The organism is Bacteroides sp. MSK.18.37 (assembly GCF_019129155.2).
Taxonomy (GTDB): Bacteria; Bacteroidota; Bacteroidia; order Bacteroidales; family Bacteroidaceae; genus Bacteroides; species Bacteroides ovatus.
Window position 1 is genome coordinate 6,497,160 of the sequence record NZ_JAHOIB020000001.1, and the last position, 18,329, is coordinate 6,515,488.

At 43.5% G+C, this 18,329-nt stretch carries 14 protein-coding genes, 6 tRNA genes and 1 riboswitch; of the genes, 9 read left to right on the plus strand and 11 right to left on the minus strand.

Features of this window, described 5'->3' with window-relative positions:
• Positions 1 to 8: 8 nt before the first annotated feature.
• The 8 genes from nagA to nspC all read right to left on the minus strand — a co-directional run bounded on the left by nagA (position 9) and on the right by nspC (position 3,238).
• The gene (gene nagA / locus KSX81_RS25245; RefSeq protein ID WP_004295719.1) at positions 9 to 1,175 is read right to left on the minus strand and encodes an N-acetylglucosamine-6-phosphate deacetylase; all 1,167 of its coding nucleotides are present in this window, start codon (positions 1,173 to 1,175) and stop codon (positions 9 to 11) included.
• Between the two features lie 190 nt (positions 1,176 to 1,365).
• Positions 1,366 to 1,441: transfer RNA gene (locus KSX81_RS25250), tRNA-Gly, on the minus strand.
• Positions 1,442 to 1,478: 37 nt separating this feature from the next.
• Positions 1,479 to 1,560, minus strand: a tRNA-Leu gene (locus KSX81_RS25255).
• Between the two features lie 32 nt (positions 1,561 to 1,592).
• Positions 1,593 to 1,665 (minus strand) — tRNA-Gly (locus KSX81_RS25260).
• Positions 1,666 to 1,684: 19 nt separating this feature from the next.
• Positions 1,685 to 1,768, minus strand: a tRNA-Leu gene (locus KSX81_RS25265).
• Between the two features lie 23 nt (positions 1,769 to 1,791).
• Positions 1,792 to 1,873 (minus strand) — tRNA-Leu (locus tag KSX81_RS25270).
• 34 nt (positions 1,874 to 1,907) lie between these two features.
• Positions 1,908 to 1,980: transfer RNA gene (locus tag KSX81_RS25275), tRNA-Gly, on the minus strand.
• Positions 1,981 to 2,098: 118 nt separating this feature from the next.
• The gene (nspC, locus tag KSX81_RS25280) at positions 2,099 to 3,238 is read right to left on the minus strand and encodes a carboxynorspermidine decarboxylase (protein ID WP_004295718.1); all 1,140 of its coding nucleotides are present in this window, start codon (positions 3,236 to 3,238) and stop codon (positions 2,099 to 2,101) included.
• 175 nt (positions 3,239 to 3,413) lie between these two features.
• Here nspC and KSX81_RS25285 point away from each other — a divergent pair, with 175 nt between their 5' ends.
• Positions 3,414 to 3,971, plus strand: a complete 558-nt coding sequence (locus KSX81_RS25285; protein ID WP_004295716.1) for an NAD(P)H-dependent oxidoreductase — start codon at positions 3,414 to 3,416, stop codon at positions 3,969 to 3,971.
• 145 nt (positions 3,972 to 4,116) lie between these two features.
• Here the strand turns inward: KSX81_RS25285 and KSX81_RS25290 are convergent, their stop codons facing one another.
• The 3 genes from KSX81_RS25290 to KSX81_RS25300 all read right to left on the minus strand — a co-directional run bounded on the left by KSX81_RS25290 (position 4,117) and on the right by KSX81_RS25300 (position 8,848).
• Positions 4,117 to 5,472, minus strand: a complete 1,356-nt coding sequence (locus tag KSX81_RS25290) for an energy transducer TonB (protein WP_004318082.1) — start codon at positions 5,470 to 5,472, stop codon at positions 4,117 to 4,119.
• A 279-nt stretch (positions 5,473 to 5,751) separates the two neighbouring features.
• Complete coding sequence (locus KSX81_RS25295) at positions 5,752 to 6,444, minus strand: glycine zipper family protein (protein WP_217725714.1); 693 nt, start codon at positions 6,442 to 6,444, stop codon at positions 5,752 to 5,754.
• Positions 6,445 to 6,469: 25 nt separating this feature from the next.
• Positions 6,470 to 8,848 carry an ATP-dependent helicase gene (locus KSX81_RS25300; RefSeq protein WP_004312306.1) on the minus strand — a complete coding sequence of 793 codons (2,379 nt, stop codon included), beginning with the start codon at positions 8,846 to 8,848 and terminating at the stop codon, positions 6,470 to 6,472.
• A gap of 146 nt (positions 8,849 to 8,994) precedes the next feature.
• Here KSX81_RS25300 and KSX81_RS25305 point away from each other — a divergent pair, with 146 nt between their 5' ends.
• From KSX81_RS25305 to thiH, 8 genes are all read left to right on the plus strand, one after another.
• Positions 8,995 to 10,734 carry a hypothetical protein gene (locus tag KSX81_RS25305; protein WP_004312307.1) on the plus strand — a complete coding sequence of 580 codons (1,740 nt, stop codon included), beginning with the start codon at positions 8,995 to 8,997 and terminating at the stop codon, positions 10,732 to 10,734.
• A 75-nt stretch (positions 10,735 to 10,809) separates the two neighbouring features.
• On the plus strand, positions 10,810 to 11,427 hold the full coding sequence (locus KSX81_RS25310; RefSeq protein WP_004295710.1) for a superoxide dismutase: 618 nt from the start codon (positions 10,810 to 10,812) through the stop codon (positions 11,425 to 11,427).
• A 151-nt stretch (positions 11,428 to 11,578) separates the two neighbouring features.
• Positions 11,579 to 13,561 carry a sensor histidine kinase gene (locus KSX81_RS25315; protein ID WP_008648147.1) on the plus strand — a complete coding sequence of 661 codons (1,983 nt, stop codon included), beginning with the start codon at positions 11,579 to 11,581 and terminating at the stop codon, positions 13,559 to 13,561.
• Positions 13,562 to 13,616: 55 nt separating this feature from the next.
• Positions 13,617 to 13,710, plus strand: a riboswitch (TPP riboswitch).
• A gap of 60 nt (positions 13,711 to 13,770) precedes the next feature.
• Positions 13,771 to 13,971 carry a sulfur carrier protein ThiS gene (gene thiS / locus KSX81_RS25320; RefSeq protein WP_004303537.1) on the plus strand — a complete coding sequence of 67 codons (201 nt, stop codon included), beginning with the start codon at positions 13,771 to 13,773 and terminating at the stop codon, positions 13,969 to 13,971.
• 4 nt (positions 13,972 to 13,975) lie between these two features.
• Positions 13,976 to 14,593 (plus strand): thiamine phosphate synthase, encoded by a 618-nt coding sequence (locus tag KSX81_RS25325; protein ID WP_004312310.1) that lies wholly within the window; start codon positions 13,976 to 13,978, stop codon positions 14,591 to 14,593.
• Between the two features lie 44 nt (positions 14,594 to 14,637).
• Positions 14,638 to 15,411 (plus strand): thiazole synthase, encoded by a 774-nt coding sequence (locus KSX81_RS25330; RefSeq protein ID WP_004295706.1) that lies wholly within the window; start codon positions 14,638 to 14,640, stop codon positions 15,409 to 15,411.
• 13 nt (positions 15,412 to 15,424) lie between these two features.
• The gene (gene thiC / locus KSX81_RS25335; protein WP_004303540.1) at positions 15,425 to 17,122 is read left to right on the plus strand and encodes a phosphomethylpyrimidine synthase ThiC; all 1,698 of its coding nucleotides are present in this window, start codon (positions 15,425 to 15,427) and stop codon (positions 17,120 to 17,122) included.
• A 79-nt stretch (positions 17,123 to 17,201) separates the two neighbouring features.
• Positions 17,202 to 18,326, plus strand: coding sequence for a 2-iminoacetate synthase ThiH (gene thiH / locus KSX81_RS25340; RefSeq protein WP_004295704.1), 1,125 nt, complete (start codon positions 17,202 to 17,204; stop codon positions 18,324 to 18,326).
• Positions 18,327 to 18,329: the final 3 nt, after the last annotated feature.

Genomic DNA, 18,329 nt, shown 5'->3' on the forward strand with positions numbered 1-18,329 from the left:
TATTAGATTTAAAACAGTTTATTGGTGCCTTCTACCAGTTCTCCCATCGCCCATACAGCTCTCACATTCAAGTCTCTGTCTAAAGCAATTATATCGGCATCCTTGCCACGCTCCAGCGTTCCTTTACGGTCGAGTACTCCCATAATCCGGGCAGGAGTTTCGGAGGCCATTCTCACGGCATCCTCCAAAGGTATTTCCGCCTTCTGCACCATGGTACGAATCAGTCGATCCATCGTTGCAATACTTCCCGCCAGTGCTGAATGGTCTGCCAGCTTACATACTCCGTCCTCGATAATCACACGCGGATCAAAAGCCACCTGACTATCACTGGCGGCACAAGCCAATGCATCCGTTATCAGACAAGTGCGTTCCACTCCTTTTATCTTGTAAACAAGGCGCAAGATTGTTGGAGGCACATGAATACCGTCTGCCACCACTTCCACTGTCATATCATCAATCAGATAAATACTTTCTACCGTACCTTCATACTTGTACTCTTTCCGTTTATGGAATCCCGGCATTGCATTATAAAAATGAGTGGCATGCGTATATCCCGCCTCATAGGCTGTCTGTATATCCTCAAATTCTGCCTGGGTATGTCCTACCGAAGCCAACACCCCTTTCGCTGTGATATATTTACCAAATTGCATGGCTCCGGGAAGTTCCGGTGCGGCATCCCAACGTTTGATACAATGAGTTTCTTCCAGCAACGGAATATATTCTTCGGGATCGGGATCTTTGATATTTTCGGGAATCTGTCCACCTGCCATCGCCATATTGAAATAATGTCCTTCCAGATGAAGCCCGAGCACAGGGCTATTAGGCTCCGCCATCATTTTCTCTGTAGTTTCCGCGGCTGCACGGATCATTGGAATGGTAGAAGAAGAAAGAGTAGGAAAAATACTGGTAGTGCCATGCTGCATATGAGCTTTGATTGCTGTCCGGAAAGCCTCTTCGGTGCCTTCCATAAAGTCTCTTCCACCGCCACCGTGAACATGGATTTCTACACCTCCCGGAACAATATACATTCCTTTGGCATCAATCAGTTTGGCTCCGATAATTGCAAGGTCACAATTGGTTACTTCCAGAATTTTATTGTCACGAATAAGAACTGACCCATCCTTCAACCAGCCTTGCGGGGTGAGGATGCGTGCATTAATAATCTGTGTTAACATATCACAAATAGTTAAATTAATTAAAGGTCTGTGTGAATCAATGACGCTCTTTTTTGGGGGGAGTACATTGATTTTTTCGTTTGCAAAATTACGCTTTTCCGTTCAATCTATCGATACAATCGTCCGGTAAACTTCCAATATTATACAAAAAAAGGTTGCCAATCTTATCGACTGACAACCTCATCTTATATGGAGCGGAAAACGAGACTCGAACTCGCGACCCTAACCTTGGCAAGGTTATGCTCTACCAACTGAGCTATTTCCGCAAACTAAATTTCGTCATTCAGAAATCTGAAAGATGGGTGCCCAGAACAGGACTCGAACCTGCATGCCTCTCGACACACGCACCTGAAACGTGCGCGTCTACCAATTCCGCCACCTGGGCAAAACTTAGTTCCATTATTTCAAAGAAACAAGAGCGGAAAACGAGACTCGAACTCGCGACCCTAACCTTGGCAAGGTTATGCTCTACCAACTGAGCTATTTCCGCATTTCACTTTCATAAACTGTGAAGAGGAGGAGACTCGAACTCCCACAACATTTCTGTCACTACCACCTCAAAGTAGCGCGTCTACCAATTCCGCCACCTCTCCATAATTTTAAAGTTTAACCTTTGTGCCCAGAACAGGACTCGAACCTGCATGCCTCTCGACACACGCACCTGAAACGTGCGCGTCTACCAATTCCGCCACCTGGGCAAAGATTATTGTTCCAACATTTCAAAGAAACATGAGCGGAAAACGAGACTCGAACTCGCGACCCTAACCTTGGCAAGGTTATGCTCTACCAACTGAGCTATTTCCGCATTTTTTCGTTTGCGGTTGCAAAGGTAGGGATTTTCCGTAAACATGCAAACATTCTGCCTACTTTTTTCACAGAAATCTGTTCACTTTGCACCTACCGCAAAACAATCATTTTGATTATCAACTCATTCGGTCACGATAATCTTCATAAGAAAATTGCTTGTATATTTCAGCTTTCCCCTCTTTTGTCCAAATGGCAATGGCAGGATGATGAATTCCGTTAAACATATTTGTCTTGACCATCGTATAATGAATCATATCTTCGAACACGATACGCTCTCCGATTTGCAACTCGTGATCGAAGCTCCACAGTCCCATATAATCACCGCTCAAACAGGAATTTCCTCCGAGACGATAAATATATTTTCCTTCATTTCCCATCTCTGCACCACGCACGGCAGGTTGATATGGCATCTCCAGACAATCCGGCATGTGGCAAGTGAAACTAACATTCAAAATAGCCGTCTTGATACCACGACTTTCCACAATATCCACCACTTCGGAAGTCAGCACTCCCGTCTGCCAGGTAAAGGCCGAACCGGGCTCCAGGATAATGCGCAAATGAGGATAGCGTGCTTTTAATCCTTGCAACAGTCTTATCAAATGTTCGGTATCATAATCCTTACGAGTCATCAGGTGTCCACCACCCAGATTCAACCATTTAATCTGTGGAAACCAATGGGCAAATTTAGCTTCAAGATGTTCCAATGTACGTTCCAGCTCATAAGAAGAAGATTCACAGTGACAATGACAATGAAAGCCTTCAATACCTTGCGGTAATGCTTCGGGCAACAAATCGGCTGTTATCCCAAAACGTGTGCCGGGTGCACATGGATTATAAAGTTCGGTTTCCACTTCCGAATATTCAGGATTTACGCGGATACCACAAGAGATGCCACTTCCTTCTGCAACCACCATCGGATAGAAGCGTTCAAACTGCTGCATTGAGTTGAATGTGATATGACTGCTGCAACGCATGATTTCCGGGAAATCCTGTTCCGTATAAGCAGGAGAATATGTATGCGCCTTGCTGCCGAACTCTTCCAATGCCAAACGGGCTTCATACACCGAACTTGCCGTAGAATGATCTATATATTCACGGAATATGGGGAAAGAGCGCCACATGGCAAATGACTTGAAAGCAAGAATAATCTCCACTCCCGCCCTGTCGGCCACGCTTTTTATCAAACACAGGTTCTTTCTTAAAAGCTCTTCTTCCATGATGTAACAAGGAGAAGGGAACTGATTAAAATCTATCATATATAAATTATTATCTAAAATAACGCCTTACGAACGTGGATGCAAAAATACAAATTCAAAAGCAAAGAGGGATTGTTTTATTTTTAATTAAGATATTGGTTTTCGCGAACTTTTTCTTATTTTTACACCTTTATAATCTATAAGTAGTTATATCATCCTAAATACCTGATTGAATATGAATAAAGATTTAAGAAAAGTAGTGATCCTGCTGGCACATCCAAACATGAAAGGATCTCAAGCAAACAAGGCATTAATTGATGCCGTTGGTGACATTGAAGGAGTAGCCGTATTCAACCTTTACGAATTATCGCCTGACATCGCTTTCAATGTAGACGAATGGAGTAAAATCATCTCTGATGCCTCTGCTGTGATCTATCAGTTTCCTTTCTATTGGATGTCTGCACCGTCATTACTAAAGAAATGGCAGGATGAAGTCTTTACTTTCCTATCCAAGACTCCGGCAGTCGCCGGTAAACCGCTGACAGTGGTAACAACTACCGGATCTGAATTCGATGCTTACCGCAGCGGAGGAAGGAATGGTTTCACTATGGACGAACTTTTACGCCCTTATCAGGGCAGTGCTATCCATTCAGGTATGGTGTGGCAGACTCCTATCGTTGTTTATGGAATGGGAACAGCGGATGCGGGAAAGAATATCGCTGAAGGAGCAAATACATACAGACAGCGGGTAGAGATGCTGGTCAATAGCAGTAACGCCGGAAATAATTGGTAAGACTATGAAAAGCGTAGCTTTAGATTAGATAAAGCTACGCTTTACAGATGCTAAAGCATAGCTTTAGGTATGGTTTTAGGTATAGTCTTATTTCGGTATGAAAGCAACTTCTCCAACCTAGTTTTATCTCCGGAATTTGTTATCTTTAATCGGCAAGTTTAAAACTTACGGGAATAGCATATTTAACCTTCACCGGTTTATCCATCTGTGTCCCCGGTTTCCACTTCGGCATAAGCCTGATAACACGGATAGCTTCTTTATCCAAATAAGGATCAATGCTTTTGAGGATAGTCAGATTGGTTACAGAGCCATTCTTATCAACCACAACTCCTACAATCACCCTCCCCTGTATGCCATTTTTGCGAGCTATTTCCGGATACTGAATATTCTTCTTAATGAAATCAAGCATAGCGCGTACACCTCCTGGAAATTCCGGCATAACCTCCACCATATCATAAACCAGTTCTTCCACCTGTTCCCCAACCGTCTGATGAGTGTTGTCCTGCTTCATTGTCAACAATCCTTCGGGTAAAGGCGTTCTTTTTGCCTCTTTCCATTCCTTCTCATTGTCCGACAATCTAAATTCAGCCATCATCAAGACAGGTTTCCTGTTGATGGTCACCTCGTAAAAATAACGGTAACGTCCGGCTTTATTCGGATGCACATCCGGATAAAGCGAAGCCCTCATCTCCCGTTCTCTCTTATCCTGTATAACATAAGCTATGCTAACAAAAGCGGTATTCATAGGCAATTCCCACCAGATCCCCTTTTCATCTTCAAAAGTAACATAATAACGTTCTCCACATTCTATTGTTCCACCGCTGTAGTTATTGAGAATGAATGTTACCTGTTCTGCAGCTGTAGAATAAACCGGATATTCGGGACGGATATAAATACCGTTTATATGGTTCACACCCACTTTTTGATTGATAATCGGCTCTGTCACACCACTAAATTGAAAAGCAGGCGAGTCCATAATCTTCTCCCGGAATTCTTTTTGTTTTTCGGGAGTATTCACAATCAGACGGATTTCTATATGTCGCAATCCTACACCATATCCCGTTACATTCCTTTTTATATTCTCATATCCCGACTCTTCCATTTTCTTATTTAACTCCTTCTGGATAGCGAGCAACTGGGTTTGCGAGTAATTACTACCACCCATAAGTTCCAGCCTGAAATTCTTACTTCCGGAAGCCTTTTCCAATATCTGCCGTGCTTTGACTGTATCTCCTGTGACCTGAAAAACAAGAGTAGCTTTATCAAAATAGATACCTTCAATAAAGTCGGGGCAGTTGGGAGTTTCCAAAGACAACCCGGCTATATGAGGTTCATTACCATAAACCTTACCCAGTGTATCCAATATTTCCATACCCTCCGACTGGTCATAGAACTGTTCTGTACTGTCATTTTCAGTTTTGCATGTTTCTACATGGTTTGTCTTGTTTATCCTACAGGATGAAAACAAACACAACAATAAGATAAAATAAAATTTATTCATTATCTTTTTCCTCCTGTTTTTCAGGTTTTTATCATTTACCAACAAAGATAATAATATTACGATTTCATGATACTAATAGATGCCCTAATAATTATACATCATGACAGAAATAATATTATTGCAGAAAAAGTGAGTCAGCACTGCTTATGAAAAGAAAAAGATACTCCGAAAAGAGTGACGCTATCCCACCAACATAGTGACGGTATATGCTTAGGATAGCGTCACTATTCCAGGCATATACCGTCACTATGTTTAAACCGGATATTCGGGCTGTTATTTCTAGTTTCCGCGCTGTGTAGGCAGGGTAAATTCTTGCGAATCACAAATCACTCCATTCTCGTCCGCCACTGCGACACGGAATGTCACTTCACCGTCTTTCAATTTTTCACCTGCGTGAATGGAAGCGGTATAACGGATGCCTTCACCCGGAAGAATTTCCTCCACCATCACAGAAGGAGAAATGCCGAGATGCTTCACCTTCCCCACCGTTTCTACCACAGGAACTACATTATAAACAGGATTTCTCCCTTCATTCATAATCTCAAAGATTATCTTGCTATTTTCTCCCGCATCAATCACATGACTGCGATTATCATCTATAAAACGGATCTTGCGCAACTTCAGTTGAGAAATAGGCTGTTGCACTTGCGGCTGTTTCTTATACTTTTGCACACGCACTTCCCGTACTTCAGGAATATACGCATCTTCCTCTATTTGCTCTTGCCTCGGCGCCGTCAACGCGTTTCCAATAGCCGCACCGGCAATGGTTCCCACAATATTCCCAATAGCAGAACCACGGTAACCGCCCCTCCAGCCATGATTATTATCTCCGATAAGTCCGCCTATCGAACTTCCCAGACTACCTCCGATAGAAGCACCTGCCATGATAGCTCCCGGATTTCCCATACGCCCCGACGCACATCCACTCACAATCAAAGCGGAAAGCAAAATTACTGTTAGTTGTTTCTTCATGAGTCTCTCTATTTAGTGTTATTATTTATTCTACCACTTTAAAACGAGCGAAACGTAATAATAGTTGTTTGTCTCCCGCATTTTTAAAATGAATAGTTGCTTTCGCATTGTCTCCCGTTCCTTCTACTTTAATCACTTCACCCAATCCGAAACGTTCGTGCTCTATCATCTGTCCGGCCTGTACTCCTGCTACCGATGGCGAAGTGGAAGAGGTTGCCTGTGCACCGCTACTTGGGCTAACAGTACTAACTTTCTTCAAATTCCTCGGTACGCTGGAAGCAATGATCTGTGCTTTCGGACGTTCACGTTGTTCGGAAGATGTACTTCCGAAAGGGGCACGCGACGGAGAAGCTGAACGGGTGAATCCTCCTTCAATCTCTCTACGGAAACGTCCTGCACCTTCATCGACAGCACGGCTCACTCCTGCCTCATGCGGCAATTGCAAGTAATGAACATCGATATCACGCAAGAAACGACTGGGGCTTCCAAATTCCATCTTTCCATAACGGAAACGGGTTTTGGCAAAAGACAGATAACAATGTTCCTCCGCACGAGTAATAGCTACATAGAACAAACGACGTTCTTCTTCCAGTGCCCGGGGAGAATCTCCTACCATCCCACTGGGAAACAGGTTTTCTTCCAGACCGACCACAAATACATTCTTAAACTCCAATCCTTTAGCCGAATGAACTGTCATCAACGTTATCTTTTCCCCATCATCCGCCTTGTCGGAATCCTGATCGGTAAGCAATGCAATCTCCGAAAGGAAATCGGTAAGAGACACATTCGGATTACCCTCCTCCTGCCGCAAAGCGCAGAAGTCATTCATTCCATTCACCAACTCTTCTATATTTTCCTTACGGCTTAGATTCTCGGGGGATGTGTCCTGACAAACATCGTTGATAATGCCGGACTGACGGATGATATTCGTTCCTATTTCATAAGCGTTCTTATCTGCCTGATCGACAATGAAACCTTCTATCAATTCACGAAAGCCTTGCAGTTTTGCATGCGTTCCTTTATTTATATCCAGTCCGTAACTCAATGGTTCACAGAGTGCCGCCCAAAGACTTACGCCATGATCGGTAGCCGCCGATATAATCTTCCCGACTGTCGTATCTCCAATACCACGAGCCGGATAATTAATGATTCGCTTGAATGCTTCTTCATCATTCGGATTCACTACCAAACGGAAATAAGCAATCACATCTTTTATCTCTTTTCGCTGGTAGAACGAAAGTCCTCCGTAAATCTTATAAGGTATACTCCGTTTCCGAAGAGCCTCTTCAAAAATACGGCTTTGTGCATTCGTACGATACAGGATGGCAAAATCAGCATATCCGTAGCGATACTCCCGTCGTAGCTCTGCAATCTTATTAGCTACAATATCTCCCTCTTCCACATCGCTATACGCCTGAAATACGCCGATAGGTTCCCCCTTTTCTTTCTCCGAAAACACGGCTTTCCGTATCTGGCGTTCATTCTTCTCAATCAAGCTATTGGCAGCACAAACAATGGTTTGTGTGGAACGATAATTCTGCTCCAGTTTAAAAACTTTCGTATTGGGGTAGATTTTTGTAAAATAGAGAATATTGTCAATATCCGCCCCACGGAAAGAATAGATACTTTGCGCATCGTCTCCCACTACACAGACCCGTTGATTTTCTTTAGTCAGTTGTAGAACAATGCTATGCTGCGCATAATTCGTATCCTGATACTCGTCCACCAATACATAACGGAACTGATCGCGATAACGTGCCAGCACTTCCGGAAAGTCACGAAACAGAATATAGGTATATACCAATAAATCATCAAAATCCATCGCTCCCGCCTGACGGCATCTGTCCCAATAACGAGTATAGATATCACGGATAGCAGGCATCTTGGCAGCCATATCTCCTTCGTAAGCCTCTTTATTGGCAGCGTATCCCGTAGGAGTGACCAAATGGTTTTTGGCATTGGAGATGCGTGCCTGCACTACTCCCGGTTTATAAGTTTTCTCGTCCAATCCCATCTCTTTGATGATGGAACGGAGCAGACTCTTACTATCAGCCGTATCATAGATGGTGAACTGGGAAGTGAACCCGATAAATGTTGCTTCGGCACGAAGAATCCGTGAGAAGATGGAATGGAAAGTCCCCATCCACAAATAACGTGCCCGTTCCATACCTACCTGACGGGCAATACGCTCTTTCATCTCGCGCGCCGCCTTATTCGTAAAGGTCAGTGCAAGGATATTCCACGGATTGTAGCCGTTCTCCTGTTCCAGCAAGTAAGCGATTTTATAAGTCAATACGCGCGTCTTCCCCGAACCTGCACCGGCTATCACCAGCGAAGGACCGTCATTATAAGTCACTGCAGCACACTGACTCTCGTTCAATTCATCTATATAATTGGTATTCATAACAGCATTATAAAAACAATGTGGATTTTTAACAAACCCTTGGCATTCAAATTTGTTCTCAATACAAAAGTATAATATTCATTCGAGAATGAAGGTATTTTTATGAATTTTCATCACTAACTATTTTAACCTAACACCAAAAAGCAATGAAAAGAAGTATATTTTTATCGATTATTTTGAGTTTGTTTCTGGTCGCCTGCATTCCACAGGCAATGGCACAAAAGCAGAGCCGCCTGGAAAAGCTGCTAAAGTATCTGAACGATAATGACGCCGACAAATGGCAGAAAAACCGTGATAAGATAGATGACGAGACACAAACCTATTATGCCGAGGAACTGGCATTATTGGATGTGCTCAACGGATTGTGGAACGAGCAAAGCGAACAGGCTGCCACCAACTATTTCGGATGCTACGAAAGGGCAACGAAAGCTTATTTTCCCAATATCTGTGAAGAAGAGAAAATACAACTTTCCAACGTACAAAACAAAGCGGAACTGGCTGTTATCTCCATTCTGGAAGCTTCGAAAGATCAAATCCCTTTTAGCAAGACGTTGATGGACAGTATCCAGTCAAGCGGTTATCCGGGAGATTCTACCATCTTGCAAAAGGTACGGGACATCCGTGAAATGGCTTTACTGGAAGGTATGCTGAAAACACCTACGCTGAATATTTATCAAACGTACATCACGGAATATCCGAACGGCAAATTTATCTCTCAAATCAACACTGCGGAAAACAAACGGCTTTACCAGATTGTAAAGAGTAATCCGACATCAGCGAATTTCAAGGCATTTTTTGATAACGCCAACATGCAGAAATTCTTCACGGATAAAGACACGCGTCCATTCCTTCCGGAAGTTCGCGCGTTATACGATGATTTTCTGTTTCAAGGAATCGACAGCCTCCGGGAGAAAGGAAACGCAACAGCCATCCGGCAGATTATTGACGAGTATAAGCAATCACCTTACCTGACTTCCACAGCACGTACTCATCTGGACGAACTTGAATATCTTAGTGAAAAAGCTGATTTTGAGCTTTTAAAAGCTGCCATTGTCAATTCCGAATCTTTGAGTATGCTGCAGGATTTTCTTTGCACACACAAGTATAAGGAATTTCGTGACCAGGCCAATGCACTACGGACACCGTTTATTCTGCAAACAATCATATCCACTCCTACTTCCGTGAAATACTATAATGGAGGACGATTGATTAAGTCTGCGGAAAATGACAGTACGGGAAATACCTCGACCACTTATTCGTATGACGATAAGGGGCAGCTCATTTCTACATTGTCGCTTACCGTAAAGAACGGTCAGCCAAGCAATGAAATACAAACGAACAGATTATACGATCCGCAAGGTCACTGCATCTTTGAAGTGCAAACGAATCCGAAAACCAAAACGGATCTCTACCGACGGACACGCCGTATCGGTACGGACGGAAGTATCGAGAGTGATTCGCTCAAGTATACAGATGGAAGAGTTATCATAAGTTCCTATAATAAACAGGGATTATTGACCGAAACCAAAGAGTATAATAAGAATGGAGAACTTCAGGCATACACCGCAAACAAATATGATGATAAAGGCAGATTGATTTCATCCCAACATCAAAACCTGCTTTTTGCCAATTCTTCGGATCAGATTATTTCACAAAAAGATGCTTATGAATACGATAAATACGGTTATCTGACACAGATCGTTTACCAACGGATTTTAGGCAATAACCAGAAAACATCGGGATGCCTGACCTGCCTGTACGATAAATACGGAAACCAAATCGATAGCAATTCTTATTATGAATATGATAATACGGGCCAATGGATCTGCCGGACCGACCGTGAGCATCCGAAAGAAGTGGAACGTATACAGTACATTTACAAATAAAGTAAGATGCTGTGAACATTTTGCAAAGGGCTTCTGTTATTATAGTATAACAAGCCAATTAAAACTTGTAACATTATGAATACTATATTAATGTCTTTAATTATGATGACCATGACTTACGAAATGCCTAAACTTCCTTACGCTAACAATGCGTTGGAACCTGTAATCAGTCAGCAAACAATAGATTTCCATTACGGAAAACATCTACAAACGTATGTAAATAATCTGAATAGCCTCGTGCCCGGAACAGAATATGAAGGTAAAACGGTAGAAGAAATCGTTGCAGCCGCACCGGATGGAGCTATATTCAATAACGCCGGACAAGTATTGAACCACAACCTGTACTTCCTGCAATTTGCCCCGAAACCTTCAAAGAAGGAGCCGGCCGGTAAACTGGGAGAAGCCATCAAACGTGACTTTGGCAGCTTTGAAAACTTCAAGAAAGAATTCAATGCAGCAGCAGTCGGATTGTTTGGTTCAGGATGGGCTTGGCTATCCGTAGATAAAGACGGTAAACTGAAAATCACTAAAGAGGGGAACGGCAGCAATCCGGTACGTGCCGGTTTGAAACCACTTCTTGGATTTGACGTTTGGGAACACTCCTATTATCTGGATTACCAGAACCGCCGTGCCGACCACGTAAACGCCCTGTGGGATATCATCGACTGGGATGTGGTTGAAAAAAGAATGTAATCAAATTTACAAGCTAAACTATACTTATGGAAAAGGTCGTTGTGTTTTTCACAGCGACCTTTTTTACAGATTAAAAAGAAACAGACTTTTATTGTATATCAGATGCATTAGTTGTATTTTTGCAACTCATAAAACAACATAACAAACAATTATGATACTGTATAAAAGAAAAAAAATACGATTTATTGTCTCCATTGCTGTACTCCTTTTCCTCCCCCTTTTCGGCAATGCTGCCACCACAGAAGAATCTGAGGAAGAAATCCTGTTTATCACCTCTTATAATTCTGACACTAAATATACCTACGATAACATCAGCACATTTATAGAGACCTACACCCAATTGGGAGGAAGATATTCGACCATGGTAGAAAATATGAATGCAACAGACTTAACGCAGGCGCATCAATGGAAAAAAACATTGACCGATATTCTGGACAAACATCCGAAAGCCAAATTAGTTATTCTCCTGGGTGGTGAAGCATGGAGCAGTTTCCTCCATCTCGAAGATGAAAAGTACAAGCAGCTTCCTGTTTTCTGTGCAATGGCATCACGCAACGGAATACGTATTCCGGAGGATTCGACCGACATCCGAAGCTATAATCCCGAAAGCATTAACTTAATGGAACGCATGAAGGAATACAACGTAAGATATTGTAGCACATACGAATATGACATTAAAAAAGATATTGAAATGATACAGGATTTCTATCCGGAAACAGAACACCTTGTATTTGTATCGGATAACACATACAACGGACTTGCCGAACTGGCATGGTTCAAGAAAAACCTGCAACATTTCCCACAGTTGTCTATCACCTACGTCGATGGCCGCATCCATACACTCGATATGGCTGCCAGTCAATTGCGCAATCTTCCCAGAAACACAGTCATGTTGCTTGGCATCTGGAGAATCGATAACCGGGGTATTACTTACATGAATAACTCCGTTTATGCTTTTTCCAAAGCCAATCCTCTCCTGCCTATGTTCAGCATGACTTCCACTGCAATAGGTTACTGGGCTATCGGAGGATATGTCCCGCAATATGAAGGAGTGGGACAAAGCATGGGAGAATATGCCTACCGCTTTTTAGACCAGAAGGAAACTGATATCAGCAGTATCAATATCTTACCCAACAGATATAAATTTGATGCGAAGAAACTAAAGGAATGGGGATTTGAAAACAAGAAGTTACCTGTTAACTCAATGGTAATCAATCAGCCCATCCCATTCTTTGTGGCCTATAAGACAGAAGTACAATTCATCCTGATTATATTTCTCGTATTAGTAGGAAGTCTAATGATTTCGCTGTATTACTATTACCGGACTAAAATCCTGAAGAATCACCTTGAAAGAACTACGAAACAACTACGGGAAGATAAAAAGAAGTTGGAAGAGTCTGAAGTCGAATTGCGTGATGCTAAAGAGCGCGCCGAAGAAGCTAACCAACTGAAAAGTGCCTTTGTTTCGAATATGAGCCACGAGATACGGACTCCGCTAAATGCTATTGTCGGTTTCTCCAGTCTGATTATCGGTTCGGTAGAGCAGAATAACGAACTGAAAGAATACGCAGATATTGTCCAGACCAACTCCAATCTGTTGCTCCAACTGATTAGTGATGTACTGGATATATCACGCCTGGAATCAGGAAAACTGCAATTCAACTATGAATGGTGTGAGCTGGTAAACCATTGCCAGAATATGATTACTCTGACCAACCGGAACAAGACAATGGATGTAGACATTAAACTGCAAATGCCTAAAGAGCCTTACATGCTCTACACAGATCCCTTGCGCCTGCAGCAGATTATTATCAATCTGCTGAACAATGCCTTGAAATTCACTCCTGCCGGAGGAAGTATTACGCTGGATTATGAAGTGGACGAAAAAAAGCAATGTATGCTGTTCTCGGTAACTGATACCGGCACCGGAATCCCCGAAGATAAACAGGAGCTGGTATTCCAACGTTTCGAAAAGCTGAACGAGTTCGTACAGGGTACAGGATTGGGACTGGCTATCTGCAAACTGACCATCCAATATATGGGAGGTGATATCTGGATTGACAAGAATTACAAAAATGGCGCCCGATTTATCTTTTCTCATCCTATCAAAAAACAGGAATCAACAGAAAAATGAAAAAAAATCGAATGATTTAGTGTTTTTCTGTTTCTTTTTCACTTACTTTGTCCCCGTAAAGACAAAGGGGTGCCCCATGAGGGGCTGAGATTATACCCTAGGAACCTGAGGCAGTTAGTACTGACGTAGGGATTGTGTTTCTTCTTATCGCCTTTCCATTCAAGCACGCTCTTTGTATTTACTTTCAACTTATTTATTCTGATAGGACAATGAAAGTACAAGTGAACAACAAAGAGGTGGAAATTACTCCCGACTCTACCCTTACACAACTGACAGCACAGCTCGAACTTCCGGTTCAAGGCATTGCTATCGCCGTAAACAACAAAATGATTCCCCGTACCGAATGGGAGGGTTTCATATTGCATGAGAACGATAACCTGGTGATTATCAAAGCTGCTTGCGGAGGATAAGGGAATGGTCAGTCTACAATTTATCACGCATCAGACCGAACGGTACTCGTACCTCGAATCGGCACGTATGGCACTCGAAGGCGGGTGCAAATGGATCCAACTACGCATGAAAGAGGCTCCTCTCGAAGAAGTGGAGGCAGTAGCCCTGCAACTGAAACCGCTTTGTAAAGAGCACGAAGCAATTTTGGTTCTGGACGATCACGTTGAACTGGCGCGAAAGCTGGAAGTGGACGGTGTGCATCTGGGCAAAAAGGATATGCCTATCGACCAGGCCCGCCAAATTCTTGGAGAGGCTTTCATTATCGGCGGCACTGCAAATACATTCGAAGATGTTGTACAGCACTATCGTGCCGGTGCCGATTACCTTGGCATCGGTCCTTTCCGGTTTACTACCACTAAAAAGAATTTAAGCCCTGTACTGGGATTGGAAGGCTATTCCTCCATCCTTTCACAGATGAAAGAGGCGAATATCGAAATCCCCGTAGTAGCGATTGGAGGAATCACTTATGAGGATATTCCTGCCATACTTCACACAGGAGTAAACGGGATAGCCCTGTCGGGAACCATTCTCGGAGCGGATAATCCGATAGAAGAAACACGTAGAATCCTGAATCATGCGTAAAGCAATGATGTACAATCAGTAATTTAATTTATAATATATATAGAATGGAAAAGTTAGTAATTGCGGGACGCGAATTTAACTCCCGTCTTTTCCTGGGAACAGGAAAATTCAATTCCAATGAAGTAATGGAACAAGCTATTCTGGCTTCAGGCACGGAAATGGTTACTGTTGCCATGAAACGAATCGACATGGACAACAAAGAGGATGACATGCTGAAACATATTATTCATCCGAATATTCAGCTATTGCCCAATACTTCCGGTGTACGTAATGCAGAAGAGGCTGTTTTTGCAGCACAGTTGGCTCGTGAAGCCTTTGGAACAAACTGGCTGAAACTGGAAATTCACCCGGACCCACGCTATCTGCTCCCTGACTCTATCGAGACACTGAAAGCTACGGAAGAACTGGTAAAACTGGGTTTTATCGTGTTGCCTTATTGTCAGGCTGACCCTGTACTCTGCAAACGTCTGGAAGAAGCGGGCGCAGCTACCGTTATGCCGCTCGGTGCACCAATCGGTACCAATAAAGGATTGCAGACCAAAGAATTCCTGCAAATCATTATCGAACAGGCAGGTATCCCGGTAGTCGTAGATGCGGGTATCGGTGCACCCAGTCATGCTGCCGAAGCAATGGAACTGGGAGCTTCCGCTGTATTAGTTAATACCGCAATAGCCGTTGCCGGAAATCCGGTAGAAATGGCAAAAGCATTCAAAGCGGCTACAGAAGCCGGAAGACAGGCTTACGAAGCAGGATTAGGATTACAAGCCGTCGACTTCGTGGCAGAAGCAAGTTCACCTCTAACGGCTTTTCTTGATTAAAAACGAATAAACTATGGAACAAAAAATAAAATTCCCCCGCTCGCAGAAAGTCTATTTACCCGGTAAACTTTATCCGAATATCCGTGTAGCGATGCGGAAAGTGGAACAAGTGCCCAGTGTCAGCTTTGAAGGCGAAGAAAAGATAGCAACACCGAACCCGGAGATATATGTATATGATACCAGCGGACCGTTCAGCGATGCAGATATGAGCATTGATCTTAAAAAAGGACTGCCCCGTATGCGTGAAGAATGGATTGTAGGCCGTGGTGATGTGGAACAACTTCCCGAAATTACTTCGGAATACGGACAAATGAGAAGGGACGATAAAAGTCTCGATCACTTACGTTTCGAGCACATCGCTCTGCCCTATCGCGCTAAAAAAGGAGAAGCAATCACTCAAATGGCATACGCCAAAAGAGGGATTATCACCCCTGAAATGGAATATGTAGCAATCCGCGAGAACATGAATTGCGAGGAATTGGGAATTAAGACCCACATTACTCCAGAATTTGTCCGTCAGGAGATTGCAGAAGGACGTGCTGTATTACCGGCCAATATCAACCACCCAGAAGCTGAACCGATGATTATCGGACGCAACTTCCTTGTGAAAATCAATACGAATATCGGAAATTCGGCTACTACCTCAAGCATAGATGAAGAAGTGGAGAAAGCATTGTGGAGCTGCAAATGGGGTGGCGATACCTTGATGGATCTTTCCACAGGAGAAAATATCCATGAAACACGCGAATGGATTATCCGTAATTGTCCCGTACCCGTCGGCACGGTTCCTATTTATCAGGCACTTGAAAAGGTGAACGGCATAGTGGAAGACCTCACCTGGGAAATCTACCGGGATACATTGATTGAACAATGTGAACAAGGTGTAGATTACTTCACCATTCATGCAGGGATCCGCCGCCATAATGTTCATCTTGCCGATAAGCGGTTGTGCGGTATTGTCAGCCGTGGAGGAAGCATAATGAGTAAATGGTGTCTCGTACACGATCAGGAAAGTTTCTTATACGATCACTTTGATGATATTTGTGATATCCTGGCACAATATGATGTAGCCGTTTCTTTAGGCGACGGACTTCGTCCGGGTTCTATCTACGATGCGAACGATGAAGCGCAGTTCGCCGAACTGGATACCATGGGAGAATTAGTGCTTCGTGCCTGGGATAAGAATGTTCAGGCATTTATTGAAGGCCCCGGACACGTTCCGATGCATAAAATCAAAGAGAACATGGAACGTCAGATTGAAAAATGCCATGACGCCCCATTCTATACACTCGGCCCGTTGGTGACGGATATTGCTCCCGGATACGACCATATCACTTCTGCTATCGGTGCCGCACAAATCGGATGGCTGGGTACGGCTATGCTTTGTTATGTCACTCCGAAAGAACACCTTGCCTTACCCGACAAAGAGGACGTACGCGTAGGAGTCATTACCTACAAGATAGCCGCTCATGCCGCTGACCTGGCAAAAGGACACCCGGGTGCACAGGTACGAGACAACGCATTGAGTAAAGCTCGCTATGAGTTCCGCTGGAAAGATCAGTTCGACCTGTCTCTCGACCCGGAGCGGGCGCAGACCTATTTTCGTGCAGGACATCATATCGATGGAGAATATTGTACGATGTGCGGACCTAATTTCTGTGCAATGAGATTGTCACGCGATTTAAAGAAAAGCGCTAAAACCAACAAATAATGAGTAGGGAGAAACAGAAAGTCAGCCCACTGACCTACCTTCTCCCCTCATTTCAATTTTTAATTTTTAATTGATTAAAATGTTCTCCGACGAATTAGAAAAAATATCCTGGGAAGAGACGACAAAAGCCATCTATTCCAAAACAGATGCCGACGTACGCCGTGCATTGGGTAAAAAAGAGCATCTGGATGTCAACGACTTTATGGCGCTGATTTCACCTGCCGCCACTCCTTATCTGGAAGTGATGGCACGCCTTAGTCAGAAATATACGATGGAACGGTTCGGTAAGACTATCTCCATGTTCGTACCGCTCTACCTGACTAATTCATGTACCAACTCCTGCGTCTATTGCGGTTTCCACATCAGCAATCCGATGAAGAGAACGATACTGACAGAGGAAGAGATTGTCAACGAATACAAAGCCATCAAACGACTGGCTCCTTTTGAGAACCTACTGCTCGTAACCGGTGAAAACCCTGCCGCAGCAGGTGTTCCCTACATTGCCCGGGCGCTGGATTTGGCAAAACCTTATTTCAGCAACCTGCAAATTGAAGTAATGCCCCTTAAAGCAGAAGAATATCAGGAACTGACTAATCATGGTCTGAATGGAGTGATCTGTTTTCAAGAGACTTACCATAAAGCAAATTACAAGACATATCATCCGAGAGGCATGAAGTCTAAATTCGAATGGCGTGTAGACGGCTTCGACCGTATGGGACAGGCAGGTGTACATAAGATTGGCATGGGTGTCCTGATCGGCTTGGAAGAATGGCGGACAGACGTAACGATGATGGCTTATCATCTACGTTATTTGCAAAAGCATTACTGGAAAACGAAATACAGCGTAAATTTCCCACGTATGCGCCCGTCTGAAAATGGCGGCTTCCAACCGAATGTAGTCATGAACGACCGGGAACTGGCTCAACTTACATTCGCGATGCGAATCTTCGACCACGACGTAGATATCTCCTATTCCACCCGTGAAAGTGCAGAAATCCGAAATCACATGGCAACGCTCGGTGTTACAACCATGAGTGCGGAGAGTAAAACTGAACCCGGAGGATATTACAGTTATCCTCAAACCCTGGAACAATTTCACGTAAGTGATGAGCGAAAGGCGGTTGAAGTGGAACGTGACTTGAAGAAACTAGGTCGCGAACCAGTTTGGAAAGATTGGGATCAGTCTTTTGATTTTAAAAGATAGGCA